The sequence below is a fragment of the uncultured Bacteroides sp. genome (assembly GCF_905207245.1).
Lineage (GTDB): Bacteria > Bacteroidota > Bacteroidia > Bacteroidales > Bacteroidaceae > Bacteroides.
The window spans coordinates 1-14,962 of record NZ_CAJLKP010000016.1 but is presented as its reverse complement, the minus strand read 5'-3'; the positions used below and the strand labels follow the sequence as shown (position 1 = coordinate 14,962).

Annotated in this window: 11 protein-coding genes; 2 read left to right on the top strand and 9 right to left on the bottom strand. The window is 45.1% G+C overall.

Annotated elements, in window-relative coordinates; translation table 11 throughout:
* Nucleotides 1-100: 100 nt before the first annotated feature.
* Nucleotides 101-2,128: a M56 family metallopeptidase gene (locus tag QZ135_RS07215; protein WP_294607243.1), complete on the bottom strand. Its 2,028-nt coding sequence runs from the start codon at nucleotides 2,126-2,128 to the stop codon at nucleotides 101-103.
* Between the two features lie 103 nt (nucleotides 2,129-2,231).
* The gene (locus QZ135_RS07210; protein WP_294607241.1) at nucleotides 2,232-2,594 is read right to left on the bottom strand and encodes a BlaI/MecI/CopY family transcriptional regulator; all 363 of its coding nucleotides are present in this window, start codon (nucleotides 2,592-2,594) and stop codon (nucleotides 2,232-2,234) included.
* Between the two features lie 184 nt (nucleotides 2,595-2,778).
* Between QZ135_RS07210 and QZ135_RS07205 the strand changes: the two genes are divergently transcribed.
* A complete protein-coding gene (locus tag QZ135_RS07205) occupies nucleotides 2,779-4,329 on the top strand; it encodes a Gfo/Idh/MocA family oxidoreductase (protein WP_294607239.1) in 1,551 nt (516 codons plus the stop codon).
* 85 nt (nucleotides 4,330-4,414) lie between these two features.
* Here the strand turns inward: QZ135_RS07205 and QZ135_RS07200 are convergent, their stop codons facing one another.
* Nucleotides 4,415-6,316, bottom strand: a complete 1,902-nt coding sequence (locus tag QZ135_RS07200; RefSeq protein WP_294607237.1) for a TlpA disulfide reductase family protein — start codon at nucleotides 6,314-6,316, stop codon at nucleotides 4,415-4,417.
* Between the two features lie 131 nt (nucleotides 6,317-6,447).
* On the opposite strand from QZ135_RS07200, the gene QZ135_RS07195 reads away from it, so the two are divergent.
* Complete coding sequence (locus QZ135_RS07195) at nucleotides 6,448-7,512, top strand: SGNH/GDSL hydrolase family protein (RefSeq protein WP_294607234.1); 1,065 nt, start codon at nucleotides 6,448-6,450, stop codon at nucleotides 7,510-7,512.
* A 190-nt stretch (nucleotides 7,513-7,702) separates the two neighbouring features.
* Here the strand turns inward: QZ135_RS07195 and QZ135_RS07190 are convergent, their stop codons facing one another.
* The 6 genes from QZ135_RS07190 to QZ135_RS07165 all read right to left on the bottom strand — a co-directional run bounded on the left by QZ135_RS07190 (nucleotide 7,703) and on the right by QZ135_RS07165 (nucleotide 14,782).
* A complete protein-coding gene (locus QZ135_RS07190; protein ID WP_294607231.1) occupies nucleotides 7,703-8,938 on the bottom strand; it encodes an ABC transporter permease in 1,236 nt (411 codons plus the stop codon).
* On the bottom strand, nucleotides 8,938-10,116 hold the full coding sequence (locus tag QZ135_RS07185) for an ABC transporter permease (RefSeq protein WP_294607229.1): 1,179 nt from the start codon (nucleotides 10,114-10,116) through the stop codon (nucleotides 8,938-8,940). The genes QZ135_RS07190 and QZ135_RS07185 overlap by 1 nt, the downstream gene beginning before the upstream one ends.
* Nucleotides 10,117-10,138: 22 nt before the next feature.
* Nucleotides 10,139-11,125, bottom strand: a complete 987-nt coding sequence (locus QZ135_RS07180; RefSeq protein WP_294607226.1) for an HlyD family efflux transporter periplasmic adaptor subunit — start codon at nucleotides 11,123-11,125, stop codon at nucleotides 10,139-10,141.
* 46 nt (nucleotides 11,126-11,171) lie between these two features.
* Nucleotides 11,172-12,659 (bottom strand): TolC family protein, encoded by a 1,488-nt coding sequence (locus tag QZ135_RS07175; protein WP_294607223.1) that lies wholly within the window; start codon nucleotides 12,657-12,659, stop codon nucleotides 11,172-11,174.
* Between the two features lie 119 nt (nucleotides 12,660-12,778).
* Nucleotides 12,779-13,651 (bottom strand): hypothetical protein, encoded by an 873-nt coding sequence (locus tag QZ135_RS07170; protein ID WP_294607220.1) that lies wholly within the window; start codon nucleotides 13,649-13,651, stop codon nucleotides 12,779-12,781.
* A 9-nt stretch (nucleotides 13,652-13,660) separates the two neighbouring features.
* The gene (locus tag QZ135_RS07165; RefSeq protein WP_294607217.1) at nucleotides 13,661-14,782 is read right to left on the bottom strand and encodes a nucleotidyltransferase family protein; all 1,122 of its coding nucleotides are present in this window, start codon (nucleotides 14,780-14,782) and stop codon (nucleotides 13,661-13,663) included.
* Nucleotides 14,783-14,962: the final 180 nt, after the last annotated feature.

Below are 14,962 nucleotides of genomic sequence, written 5' to 3'. Positions count from 1 at the left end.
TATCCGCATCCTACTCCTGATTGAGCTGTTAAAAATCAGGAGTAGGACATTGCAGATAATCTTTAATGTGAGAGAGAATTAATGTTAAAATAAGATTGTTTTATTGCAATCTGAATACGATAGGGAATGTATATTTTACATTGACCGGCATTCCTCTTTGTGTACCGGGTTTCCATTTAGGCATACTTGTGGTGACGCGAATCGCTTCTGTATCCAATAAGGGGTCTACGGGTTGGGTAACTTTAGGATTGGTTACATTACCGTTTTTATCAATAATGACTTGCATTATAACTCGTCCTTGGATTCCTGCTTTTTGTGCCTCTACCGGATATTTGATATTCTTAGACAGATATTGCATCAGCCCTCCCATACCACCGGGAAATTCAGGCATATTTTCAACCACCTCAAAAATCGGATCTTCCTCTGCAGGGGTTTGTTTGGGAACATATCCCACGACAACGGTTTCATCAATTTTAGGTACAGGCTTATACTCCTCTTTTTGACCATCATCCGATAAGCGGAACATAACAGGAACTGTATATTTCACCCGTACAGCTTTTCCTTTTTGCATACCCGGTTTCCAATTTGGCATTGTGCTGATAACGCGTACCGCTTCACCATCCAATTCCGGGTCTACTCCACGGATAATCCCTATGTTGGAGACGCTTCCGTCTGCATTTACAATAAATTGTACCGTAACGCGTCCTTGCGTATTATTCTTCTGTGCATTTACCGGATATCTGATGTTTTTCGATAAAAATTGCATCAGGCCGGACATTCCACCATCCGGAAATTCAGGCATTTGTTCCACTACTTCAAATACTGGATTATCAGGATCATCGACAGGCGGATTTTGCCATTCCCTATTCATGACGATCTTCATGTTGGAGTTGTCTTCTTTGTTGACAGTGACGGGTACTCCCATCATTTTCCCATCTTTTTTCCAAATTACTATCATTTTAGCATTCTCGAATGCTTTGAAAGAAAAATTACCGTTCTTTCCCGTGACATACGATTGGCCTTGTGGTAGTTTGTGGTCTCCATCAACGAAAAACTCAGCGCCTTCCACTGCTTTTCCGTCTTTATCCACTACTACTCCTTTGTAGCTCACAAGTTTGTCTTTATCCTGTTGCGGTGCCGGTGTTTCCAGCGGTGCCGTTTCAGTAGCAACTTCCATATCCGGCGCCGTTGTATCCGTCGTCAGATTATCTTCCACAGCCTCTATGACATCTCTGGCAACTTCTTTCGTGGTGCGTGCCACAGCTTCGATGTTGCTGATAATCATTAGTAAGGCTGCCAAGGGGAGGAACATAAGATACTTAGTTCTCCCTATTTCTCGGGTTCTCTTTTTGTTCATCATTTTGATGCGTTTTTTTAAGGGTAATACATTAAAACTGTTATAGATAGTTGCTGCAGCCTTATGATGGGATAATCCTAACAGATGATACTGATAGGCTTTGGAATCATGCCCGGTTTCCAATACACGGTTGTCCGCCAGATATTCCAGATTGGTGCGGATTTCCCGTTTCATGAGCCAGGCAAAAGGATTGAACCAGCAGAATACGCATACGCTTTCACTGACAAGTACATCGATGGAATGCCATTGATTGGCATGGGTTTGTTCGTGAATTAATATTTCGCTTAGTTCATCTTTGGTGTGCGAATCCGGATGAATGAATATCCAGTGAAAGAAAGAGAAAGGTCCGCCCGCTTGTTTGAGCAGATGTACATTGGCATTTTCAATTCGTGTTTTTCGACAACGGAAAGTCAGTCGGATAATGCCTGCAAGTTGTATGAGGAGACGGATAGCCAATATGATTACTACTCCCCAATAGATGAAACCTGCCGTTTGGAGCAAAAGCGTTTTCCAGTCGAAAGTGGCTTGTTCCGGTGTAAAGGTGAGTTCCGGCAAAACGATGTCGGCATACAAATCTGCCATTGCTACCATAGGTTCCTGCTCCGTAATCCATGCTTGTATATTCAGCAGTGGATAGACGGCGGATACGGCAAAGAAACAGAGTAATGCTACCCTGCGCCACGTGAAGAACGTGTCTTTATAGAAAAACAGCCGGTAGAACGCATAAAACAGCGCAATGGCTACGTTGATTTTTAGAAAATAGGCCAACATATAAATTTGTGATTTATAATTTATGAATTATGTATTTCTTGATTTATGAAAAGTTCTTCCTTATTCCGGATGATATAAATCATAAATCAAAAATCATAAATCTTCACTCTTTCCCTTTTTCAATCATTTCAATAATATCTTTCAGGTCATTGGTCGAAATCTTTTGCTCTTTGGCGAAGAACGAAACCATTTCCTTGTATGAATTCTCAAAATAGTTATGCACAAAGCCGCTCATGAAAGTGCGTTTGTATTCGCTTTCCCGAATGGCGGGTGTGTATTGATACGTATTGCCCACACGGGCGGCTGTGACATACTTTTTGCGTTCCAGGTTTTTAACGATGGACGCTACGGTTGTGTAAGGAGGTGCCGGTTTGGGATATTTGGCAACAATGTCTTTTACGAAGCAACTACCCAGTTCCCAGATGTAGATCATTACTTCTTCTTCTTGTATTGTTAATTTTTCCATGGAAATAAAGTATTAAAATGAATTCAATGCAAAGCTACGAAAAGTTCGTAATAAAGCAACGGGCAGTGAGTTAATTAATCTAAACTATTGTAGCGTATGTGGCATTTATTCCCACAGTGATGTATTTTTGTAGTCTTATATATTAGAATACAATACAAACTTAATTACTTTAAATTTAATAGTTATGAGAATTTTGAAATCATTGTTATTGGGTATGTGTGTCGCTTTGTGTGCATGCACTTCTCAGAATTCTACTGTGCAGACTAATGATAAGGGAACTCAGTGGGAGTGGAAGAATGGAACCATTGTAGTGAAAACTCCTGAGCGTCCGGCAGGGCAGCAAAGTGTAATCGGGCTGACTACTCCGAAGATAGAAGTAGTTCGTGTAGGGTTCGTTGGTTTGGGTATGCGTGGTCCCGGAGCTGTGGAACGCTTCACTCACATTCCCGGTACGCAGATTGTGGCTCTTTGCGATTATGAGCAATCGCGCGCAGAGAATTGCCAGAAGTATCTGGAGAAAGCATCCTTGCCTAAGGCTGCCGTTTATTCCGGAGAAAAAGGATATGAAGAACTTTGCAAACGTGATGATATAGATCTTGTTTATGTTGCTACCGATTGGCTGCATCACTTCCCCGTAGCTATGTGTGCCATGGAAAATGGAAAGCACGTGGCGATAGAGGTGCCTTCTGCTATGAATCTTCAGGAGTGCTGGGACCTGATTAATATGAGTGAAAAGACCCGCAAGCACTGCATGATACTGGAAAATTGCTGCTATGACTGGTTTGAAATGAATACGCTGAATATGGCCCAGCAAGGCGTATTTGGTGAAATCATTCGCGGACAGGGGGCTTATATCCACGAACTGAGCCCATTCTGGGATCATTACTGGAAAGATGGTGAGAATGATAAGTTGGGCTGGCGTCTGGATTACAATAAAAAGCATCGTGGAGATGTATATGCTACGCATGGTCTTGGCCCTGTAGCACAAGCGTTTGATATTCATCGTGGCGACCGTATGGTGACACTGGTGGCTATGGATACGAAGTCCGTTGTAGGTAAAGACCTGGTAGAAAAGAGAACCGGAGAGGCATGTGATGATTTCCGTAATGGTGATCATACTACCACTTTGATTCGTACTGCTAACGGAAAGGTTATTGAAATACAACATAATGTGATGACACCGCAGCCCTATAACCGTTTATATCAGCTTACCGGTACCAAAGGATTTGCAAATAAGTACCCGATTGAGGGCTACGCGCTCGACTCCAAGCAACTGGCTGCTTCGGGTGTAGAACCGCAAGTTGATAATCTGAATACGCATAGTTTCCTGCCGAAGGAAGAAATGCAGGCGCTTGTAGATAAATTCCAACATCCGATATTGAAGAAATATGGTGAGTTGGCTAAGGAAGTAGGAGGTCATGGAGGTATGGACTTCATTATGGATAGCCGGTTGGTGTATTGTCTGCAGAATGGCTTGCCTTTAGATTTGGATGTGTATGACTTGGCTGAATGGTGCTGCCTGGCCGAACTGGGTGAGCTTTCTATGGATAACAATTGTGCTGCTGTAGAGTTTCCCGATTTTACCCGTGGCGAGTGGAATGTTGTGAAAGGCTATAAGTTTGCCTATGCAAGTCCCGAAGAAGAAAAAGAGGCTATGGATAAAGCTAAGGCAATTACAAGTAAATTGAAGGAACAGGGAGCCAAAGAGTGGCAAGTGGAACCGGATAAGAAATAAACTAAATGCAACTGCCCATCATTTCCACGAAAATGATGGGCAGTGTCTTTATCAACTTCACCTTGTGCAGGTTTGCTATCTTTTCTTATTTACCGGCAACCTTTAGAAGTTCCTCTTTCATGGTGTTCACACCTGGGAAACCTACTTGCCTGTATTTTATATTTCCTTCGCGGTCTATAATAAGATAGGTGGGAACACCTGAAATATTGAAACTCTTACCCAGATAGTTCCATTGAGCGGCCGTTACGCGGTAGTGTTCACCATGAATATCAGGAATCATATTCTCCCAGGTCTTCAACGGAGAAGTTTCACCGGTGATGTACAGATACACGATATCTTTGTCTTTCAGCTCTTCTTTCATAGGTATCATTTCTTTGTTGGCCATGCGGCACGGACCGCACCAGGTAGCCCAGAAATCAACCAATAGCACTTTGCCACTGAATTTGCTGATGATGGAGGCGAAAAGATCCTCGTCGCTGACCTCTCCGGCTTCATTAACGGTGAAGCCCGTCTTTTTCTTATTGGCTTCAATTCTTGCCAGTAATTCATTGTTGGCAGCAATCACCATATCACGGTAGGCGGTGGGCAGGGTAGCAAGAGATGCCTTTTGCTCTTCGGTTATCGGCGTGAAGTCCTTGATACCCCGGTAGATAGGAATGGTTCGGGCAATATCAAAGAAGATGCCGCTGTCGGTTCCCCATGCTTTGGCAAAGTCTTCACTTCGGCTGTAATAGGCTGCAATGACGTTTACGTATTGGCTGGACAAGGTTGTTTGCGGAATATTCAGTAGTGCAAAATCAGCATTGGGAATATAGTTGTCGGGTACTTGTCTGGCAAGTTCCAGATAGTACTTTTGTGCTTCTTCCCGTTTCAACTGATTGGCTTCAATGGCAGCCGATGTCAGTGAATTAGCTGCTGAACGTAATAATCCGATGGTAGACAGTTTGTTGTTGCTCGTGAGCAACTGGCGTGTTGCCGGACTACAGGAGAGTTTGTCTATTTCTGTTTGCACTTCCTCAGAAATTTTAAGTATACGTTCTTTATATGCATCTATACCTATTCCGGCAAGCTCCTTTATATTCTTATACACTTTCTGTTGTATGTTCGTATCGGGCATATCCCGGTTTAATTCTTGCGCTATGGCAGCCAACGGACCATTTATATATATGATTTCTCCGTAAGGTTTTCCCTCTTTGTGGAATTTGGAACTGCGTCGAGAGATTTCACGCATATTAATGTATACTTCTGTAGTTTGTCCCGGCTCCATGAAAATCTGGAGCGGACTGCTACCGGACATATATATCGTACATGGCGTGCTGCTTGTCAATGGCACTTCTTTGCTGAAACTTCCATCCGACTGAATATCTATCAGGATTTCCGACAGGTCACCTTTGGCACTTTCCCATGCAACTAGTGTGATTGGCGACGACATGCCCGGGTAAAAGTCCAGCAACTTACCTTTCAGAATGGCTTTATCGTATCCGACGACCGGTTCAGGTAATTCAGCTTTCATATCCACCTTATGTACAACGGCTTCTTTGGGCAGTATAAGTTTCGGCAGGTTCTTGCCTTTCAGTTGTATCCCCCAAATGCTGAAACCGTTTTCTATGTCGGCTCCTTCGGTAAAGTCTACGGAGGTAACCGAGGCGGGGAGGGGAGGAAATACTAATTGAAATTCCGCTTCGCCCGATTCCGGCATCCAGAATTCTTTGTCCGGTGTGATGCCTATGCCCGAACGTAATGGATAAGTTTCCCCGTTATTGTCTTTCAGATAACTCCCTGCGGCAATCTTTATCCAGTTCTTAGGCCGGTATTTGGCGTAGATGTGCAGGATGGTAGCTGTATCGCTAATCTCTACTTTGCTGACTTCGATAGAAGTGGTGCTGCTTACGATGAACGGAGGCTGTTCTATCACTTTGTTTTTAGCTTGAATAGTGCAGCATATGCATAGTAGCAAACTGCTGAGTAAGAAATTGAGTCGTTTCATAATATATAGTTTTTTGCTCAAAGTTACGAATCTTTCGTAAAGGAGCAGTCTTTGGTTGGTTAATTGATGTAAAACCGGTAAAATTTATTATTTTTCAGTGTACCTTTGGCTTATCTTAATATCTACTAATCATGAGAATCAGACTTTTTATCGCAGGCCTGTTGCTGACCATGTCAGCCAATGCCCAAATCCTCTATCACGATGCTTCTGCTTTTCCTCTTTTAGGCAAAGCTACAGATGCCACACTTACCCGTTATGAACGCCTCCCGGATTCTTTAGAACACATTTCCCGTAAACCTCTCTGGAATTTAGGGCGGAACAGTGCCGGACTTGCCTTGCGTTTCCGCTCCAACTCCACTTGCATTGCGGCAAAGTGGGAAGTCCGGAATAATACGAGTATGAACCACATGACTCCTACAGGTATCAAGGGACTCGATCTTTACTGCCTGCAAGATGGTAAGTGGGCATTTGCCGGCAGTGGACGTCCGCAAGGAAAAATCAACGAAGCTACGATTGTAAAGAACATGACCCCCGAAGAACGTGAATATCTTCTGTATCTCTCTTTGTATGACGGAGTCACTTCACTGGCTATCGGAGTAGATAGTCTTTCAATGATTGAACAGCCGGCTGTTGACTTGCCGATACGTAAGAAACCGGTAGTTTTCTATGGAACCAGTATTTTGCAAGGCGGCTGTGCATCCCGCCCCGGTATGGCTCATACCAATATTCTGGAACGCTGGCTTAATCGTGAATGTATCAATTTAGGTTTTAGTGGCAATGCTTTGCTCGATTTGGAAATTGCTGAAGTGATAGCTTCCGTTGATGCTGCTATGTTCATCCTGGACTTTTTGCCTAACGCTACGGTGGAACAGATGAAAGAGCGTGCGGAGAAATTCTATTCTATTGTTCGTGCCAAGCACCCCGATACTCCCATCCTTTTTGTGGAAGATCCTATTTTTCCTCACTCCCGTTTCAATAAAGGAGTTGCGCAGGAAGTGAAGCGCAAGAATGAAACAATTGCAGCAATTTTTCAGTCACTGAAGAAGCAAGGTGATAAGAATATCTACTTTCTTCCTTCTAAAGATATCATCGGCCATGATGGCGAAGCAACCGTCGATGGCGTCCACTTCACAGATTTGGGCTTTATGCGCTATGCCGAAATTCTGTATCCATTAATTAAGAAACATATTCGATAATTGGGTTTGGGTGGCTATGCCCATAATCGTACAGAAAGGAAGGAAATTCAGTTGACAAGGGAACGAGTTGACAAGGAGACAAGGGGCTGCGCAATGCTTCTACGCCGCATGGAACCTTGTCTCCTTGTCAACTCGTTCCTTCGTCAACTGATTCAAATCCGCTCAGGAAAGAATCAAATCGCCATCGTCCCTAGTCTTTCCTTTTGTATTCCTTATATTTCTCAATCACATGCTTGCGGCTCTGAATGATTTGCCAGCGATATACCCAGCAGGTTGTCAGGAAATAAACACCTGTCAGTATCCATAAGGCCCTGTATTCAAAAGCCACCTCGTTGAGACTGGCCCCCATGCTGTTGATGCGTACAAAGCCATTGATACCGAAAGTTGACGGAAAGATATACGAAAAATATCTCCAGAAATCCGGCATGGCCGCCCCCGGCCAGGAAATACCTGAGAGGAACAATAAAGGTACGGATGTGAATACGAATATCAGCATACACGTCTCCCGGTTGCGTATGGCAATCGAGGCTGTCATGGCAAAGAAGATGCAGGCGGCCAGGTAGGGGAGCAGGAAAAGAGTCAGTACTCCGGGTTGTCCTATCTGAATGAGGTTGAACAAACGTGGCACTACACAAAGCACATAGACTGACACAAGAGCATATACCATAAAGTAGCTCAAACCTTTGCCGAAGACAATACGTAGCGTACCGTTGTAATGTCGGTTGATGGGCACCAGATCCTTGAAACGGTTATTTTCGCGTGCTGTCCCGGCGGAGAGTCCGATACCGAGCAATAAAGTTTGCTGAATAATCAATATCAATACAGCAGGTATAAGGAAGGCGGCAAAGCCGTTTGTCGGGTTGAAAAGAGTAACATCTTCATATCTTATCGGATATGCGGTGATTTCATCTTGACGGTCGGTGCTATTGCCTGCACGTTGTATTTTTATGTCGGCATTCATATCCAGGGATACGCTGGTATTGGTGTTCAGCAGCGATTTATAATAGAGCAGCCCGCTCATATCACAGAACAGGCTGACCTGTGTCTGCTTCCCCTGGGCAATGTCATTACTGAACTCAGCAGGTATATAGATGATGCCATAAGCCAGACGGTCTTTCAGCATTAGCTTGGCTTCTTCCATGTCCGCGCAATAGGCCACAATCTTTACCTCCGGGCTGGCGTCCACTTTGCGCAGATATTCTCGGCTTAATGCACTGCGGGAGTTGTCCACTACCACGGCAGGTACTTCACGTATTGTCTCGTTTGTATAAATGAAGGCATAAATAAGCGGATATACCAACGGAACAAGCACAAAGAAGATGAGCACACCCTGGTCGCGGAAGGTTGTGCGGAATTCCCGTATCCAGATATAGAATAAATCGTGGATACCTTGTACTACTCTCTGTTTGAACGTCAGATGTTTCATTAGGGCACGTATTTATAATAAATCAGCGCTTCCTTGAGTCGGTGAACGATGAAGAAAGGAAGCATCATGAAAATAAGTAATGCCACATAGTTCATCCATGAATAAATCATCGGATAACCATTCAATGCCTGGTCTACATAAATCAGGAAATAGTGGCGCAGTGGGAACAGATTGGCCAATCCTTGCAATACGGGATGCATGGCCATGGCAGGGAATGACAGTCCGCACATGGAGAACGAAAGTACTCCCCAAAGAGATGCAAAACTCAATCCCAGGCGTAGAGTAGGCAACGTACCTATCATGAGTACGCCCATACCTTGCGAAGCCAGCACCAGGCAGAGGGTGGCAAGCAACATCGGTATGATTCCACTGTTGCAGGGGAAATGCAGGAAACCGTATAGGTATACGTTATACAGTATGCCCATCAGGAAAAAGATAGCTGTATGCGGCAGCAGTTTTCCGGCAAGGGAGATATAGATGGAATTATTCCCCATGCGCAGCCACTCGCGAGCTGTACGGTCTTTTATTTCTACGCCGATGGAATAAACGGTTACCATAAAAATCAGTAGCATCAGTACGCCCGGCGCAAAAGTATTGCACAGATATACGGAATAGTTCAGCCACGGATTATTCAGTGGATGCGTATCAATGACGATAGGTTGCAGAAATGCCATAGCTTGGTCCTCGGTAGCACCTTTGGCATACAGGCTCGTGCGTGCAGCAGCTCCCGACGCCAACTCACTCATCATCTTCATGTCCTTATAGAGCAGGGAACCGGCAATGAGCAGCGTATTGTTGGTATAGAATGATACGGTTGGCTGTCGTTGGGATTGCGCCTTAGAAGTGGTGCCTTGCGGAATATAATAGAAGCCGTAAATTTCCCCCTTTTGCATGGCGGTGCGTGCTTCGTTAATGGTGGGATAATGTGCCACCACCGCAGTCTGTTCAAAAGCATCCAGGTTGCGCACCAACTGGCGTGAAGTGGACGTCATGTCTTGGTCCACCACCCCTACGGGCATATTAACAGGAAGCCCCGAGTCCATCAGCGTAGTGAAGAACACATAGCAGAACAATGGCGCTATCACCATGCAAAACAAGTATAGCGGTCGTGAAACGAGTCGACGCCCTTCCCGTTTCATGACGTTCCACAAAGCTATGTATTTCTTATCTCGTCCCATTCCTTTAATCACTAATAACTAATCACTTTTTAAGTATCACCGACATTCCCGGTCGCAGCCCTTCCACCTTCTCCTGTGGCAGTGCTTTCACCTCGAACGTCTTCAGATCGAATTGTCCGGTTGTTTTCGTTGCTTTCCATGCAGCATACGTACCGAGGTCCTTCATATAGTTCACTTTCAACCGGATATTCTTATCCAATGCTGGAACGAAAGCTTCAAATTCCGTACCCATTGTCAAACCTTGCAATAAATCCTCGCGGACATTGAACGTCACCCACATGTCGTCCAGGATGGCGATATTCATGATAGGTGCGCCCGTTCCCACCAGTTCACCTACTTTGGGGAAGATTTCTGAAACTTCTCCCGCAGTTTGTGCTATCAGGTAAGTTTCCTTGATGTAGGACTCCACTTCGGCAACAGCCCCTTTTGCGCGGTCCACCATAGCGGCGGCAGCGGCCTTGTCTTCGCGCTCGGCACCGTTCTTAGCCATATCATACTGGGCTTTGGCCGCCTTTTCGGTAGCCACGGCAGCATCCCGTTGCGCTGTAACTTCGTCCAGCTTTTGTGCAGTCATTACTCCCTGGTCGGCAAGATTCTTCACACGCTTGTACGATTTTTCGGCTATGGCAAGTCCCGCCTTGGCCTTTTGCCACATTTCAAACGCAGCCTGCACTTGTTCGTGACGGGCACCTTTCAGTGCTTTGGCATTCTGTGCCTGTGCGGCAGCTTCTGCAGCACGTGCCTGTTCCAGCTTCGCCAATACATCCGGAGCTTCCAGTATGGCAAGTGTATCTCCGGCCTGCACACTTTGTCCCTCCTTCACACGAAATTCCAGAATACGTCCCGGCACTTTGCTCGATACCCGGTATTCCGTGACTTCAGCCTGACCCTGTACGATTTCCGGTCCTTTGCGCAACATGAAGAAACCGACTATGGCTACGATGGCAATGACGCCAGTCAGCGTTAAGAATGCCAGTAGCATGTTACTGTTTTGTGATTTGGTATCCATCTTATGATTTCAGATTTATGATTTATGAGCTCTCACCCTTTAATTTTTAATTTTCAATTTTTAATTCTCCCAATGCCCTCTTCAAATAAATATCGGTCAACTTCACGTCAATCTGTGCATCTATCTTTTCCGATTGGGCGGAAAGCCAGGCTGTGTGCGCCTCAAGCACGTTGCTGGCAGCTATGACGCCTTCTTCAAATCCGAGGGTGGCATAACGCAGGTTCTCGTCCGCTTTTTCCAGATTCTTTTCCGCCATAGCCAGTTTCTTGGCAGCTTCGTTCACTTTGAAAACCGACTGGTTGACTTGGAGTTCTATCTTTTCTTTGGCATTGTCCAACTGGTATTGAGCGATACGGGCTTCCGATTTGGCAGCCTTTACCTTATACATACCTTCACCCCAATGCCAGATGGGCACTTGCAACACGACCCCCACGTTCCACATTCCTTTGAACTTCTTCTCAAAACCGTTGAAGACGGAAGGGTTCGTCATCATATAACTACCCATCAAAGCTAGTGACGGCATATATTCGGAGCGGGTGACGTTTATCTTTTGCTTATAGATTTCGGTTGCGAGTTCCAGACTGCGCACTTCCGGGCGCGTGGCATACACCGTATTTAAATCGATTCCGTCAGCCGCTTCCGGACCGGGACCAAGGTCGTCTTCCTGTTCATCCTTTAGCGTGATGGGAGAGGAGAGATCCAGACCACATAACTGGCATAGCAACATTCTGGATAGGCTCAATCCGTCTTCCACCTTGGTCAATGTCATCTCCGCTTCATTCACTTTTACTTTCACCGAAAGACCGTCTGCTTTGGTGGCAACGCCTTCGGCAATCATCTTGTCTACATCACTTTCCAGTTTCTGCAATAGTTTGAGGTAGCCATCTGCCAACTTCTTTTTGCTGGCAAGAGATACCACCTGCCAGTAAGCCTGGTCGGTGCTGAGGATTACATCCTGCAAGCCGCTTCCGTGCTGCTGGCGTGCCAGTTCTTCGGCATATTTGGTGATTTTGTTGTAAGCACGTATCTTGCCACCCATATACAGAGGTTGGGTCAGTGTGAGTGCGCCGGCGTACATGTTACGGGTATCTGTGCGAAATGCGTCAACGAGGGAGTTTCCCAAGCCGTTCAGTGGAGTAGCGACATCAACGTTGCCCAATGCCTGAATCAACGCCATGAACTGCGGATTCTGTGTTAGCTCGGGGTGCTGCGTCAGTATACCTTGTATACCATTTTGCATTACACCGCTCACTTGGGTTCCCATAGAGCCTAAAGCACCTTTCTGGGCATCGCTCAGCAATGAGATTTCTTTTTGGGTACGCATATATCCACCGGTGGCGGAAATGTCGGGGAGGTAATTGGTAAATGCTGCTTTTCTCTGATAATGCGCAGAGTTTATTTTCTCCTGGCTTATCAGTAGTTCTTTGTTATTGGCAATTGCCAATGCACGGCAACTATCGAGGCTTAAAACCTCTTGTGCACCGACTGAGAAGGTCAGACATACCAACCAAATGAAACAGAAGAACTTTCTCATCGTGTCTATACATTAATTAAGGTGATTAAAAAGTTGTTTGTGATGCAACAATAATTGCATAAACAACGATGCAAATGTATAGGCTTTCGATGAAACCTCAAAATATTTTAAAGTTTTTTTTAGTCCAATGCAAATGATTGTGAGCCGATGAGTGTTCCATCTGCAAAAAGATCCACCCGGTAGGTGCCTGCATACAGGTATTCTTCCACGTTCCAGTACACGGTTATGTTTTGTTCCTCACCGTTGTATTCAATATACTTTTTAATGGAGTATCCCAATTCGCGGTTTTCATAAGGGAATGTATTGGCAGGATTTTTAGTCAGTACGTCATTGTCCGGTTTAGTGATACGGACATAAATAGTGCGCTCGCCTGTTTCGGCAGTGATATTCTTGACGATGGTGAATCCTATCTTGAACTTCACTACGTCTTTCACCTTCTTGGCTATCTTATCCCGTTTGTTCACGGCTTGTATGTTGATATTGGTAGCGTCCAATTGTGCGGCAAGAGTCACTTTTTTGTTCAGGTTCTTTTTTTCTTCCGACAGATTGCTGATTTGGCGGGAAGCATCGTTATACTTCTGTGTAACTTGGGCAATGACTTCTTTCTGATGGGCGGTGAGCCGGTTCAGTGAGTCTATCTGGTTGATATACCCTATCATGACTTTACGCAGGGTGGCAAGTTCATTTTTCAAGCGGCGTATTTCGCTGGCGTTGCTGCTTTTTACGGTACGCAATTCTTCCAACAAACGTTGGGTCTTTGTCTGTTCCTGTTCCAGTAAGATAGACAGGGAGTCGTTGGAAACAGTCAGTTTCAACTCATCGTATTGTTGTGCAAAGTTGGTATACTCGTTCTCCAAGTCTTCTTTTTCCAGTTGAAACTCTTGTACCAGTTCTTTGTTGGTTTGCTTTTCCGAGATTAATAAAACGGTGAGTCCTACCAATAGTAGAACGAATAGGCTTCCTATGACGATTAATGACTTATTATTTTTCATATTTCCTGATTAAATTCTGTTCAACAATTTGTTCCATTGCACCTGAGCGGAGTGAGCGGCAAGCATAAGGGGATACCAACGTGCTTCGGCTGGTGCCAAAGCTCCAAATTCCCGGCATCGCTGACCGGCCCGGGTGAAAGTATACCATTTCCCACGCCAATATCCTTTGGGACGTTGTTTGCGCTTTTGGTCAAACTTCCCGAAATTGCCTCCCTGCCAGATATCACTAAGTAGCCATTCACCGGTTTTGATATCTTTCTCGGTGTAAGGTATGGGCAGTTCTTCTATGGGAAGTCCCAGATAGTTGACAGCTACCACTCCGAAGATTTTGGCTGCTTTGCTTAATCCCCATTCCTGCAAGAGCCTGGCAGTTTCTTTGAGGTCAATCTCTTTTCGCTGTGCATGAAGTATATTGGCCCAGTCGCATACTTGGCGAAGTCCGATTCCTTCATTGAGGAAATGCAATGCAGAGTGCATTAGCACGTAGGCTGCATCGAATGATAGGGGAGGGAGGGTTACCGGATAACCTTCAATTTCCAGATTCCGGCAAGCAGAGGTGCCGTGCCATCGGGCTATCTCTCGCTGGAAGCTCCGGTCGGAGGAAGGAGAACTGAGCCGTGAGAGCACGCGGTGGTTCTCTATATCCACGTCGTGCCAGTGTATGCACGTGTGTTTATGATTCTCTTCGTGTTCACTGGTCGATTCTTGTCTTAACAGTTTATTGGCCTTTTCATAGTTTTTGGGGCCTATATATAAATCAATATCCCCGCATTGGCGATGCAGGGGATTCCGGTAATTCAGTGCTACTCCTTGTCCTTTCAGCAGAACCGGTTCTATCTGGTTGGCACGATAGAGTGTAAATACTTTGGCGATTTCCTGATTCAGTATATGGTTATTCTCTTCTATTTGCAGCAACGTGTTGCACCACTTTAAGTAAAGTTCACGTTTAGGGCGCAATTCTTGTGGCAGGGTTTGCATGCCATCGAAGGCAATCCCCAGTAGGGCTTGCGCTTTGGCAGATTGGTACAATTGTTGCCAATCAGTTTGTATATCAAATAAGGTAACATCTGCAGTAGTGCCCCATAGACCTGATTGCACAAGTGCGAAAAACTGTTTTTGTATAAGAGTCATATTTTCTGCTGAATTCACTGTTTTCTTTTCCGAGGCAAAGATAATGCAAATTAAGCGCAGAACTTTCATGCTTGCATGAAAAAGTTATGCTGAGATGCACGGATACCGCTATTTTTTGCATGTGCCAAAGATTGTTTCACAGGAAAGGCGTGCTGCCTCTGTATTAGGCAAACAAGCCAG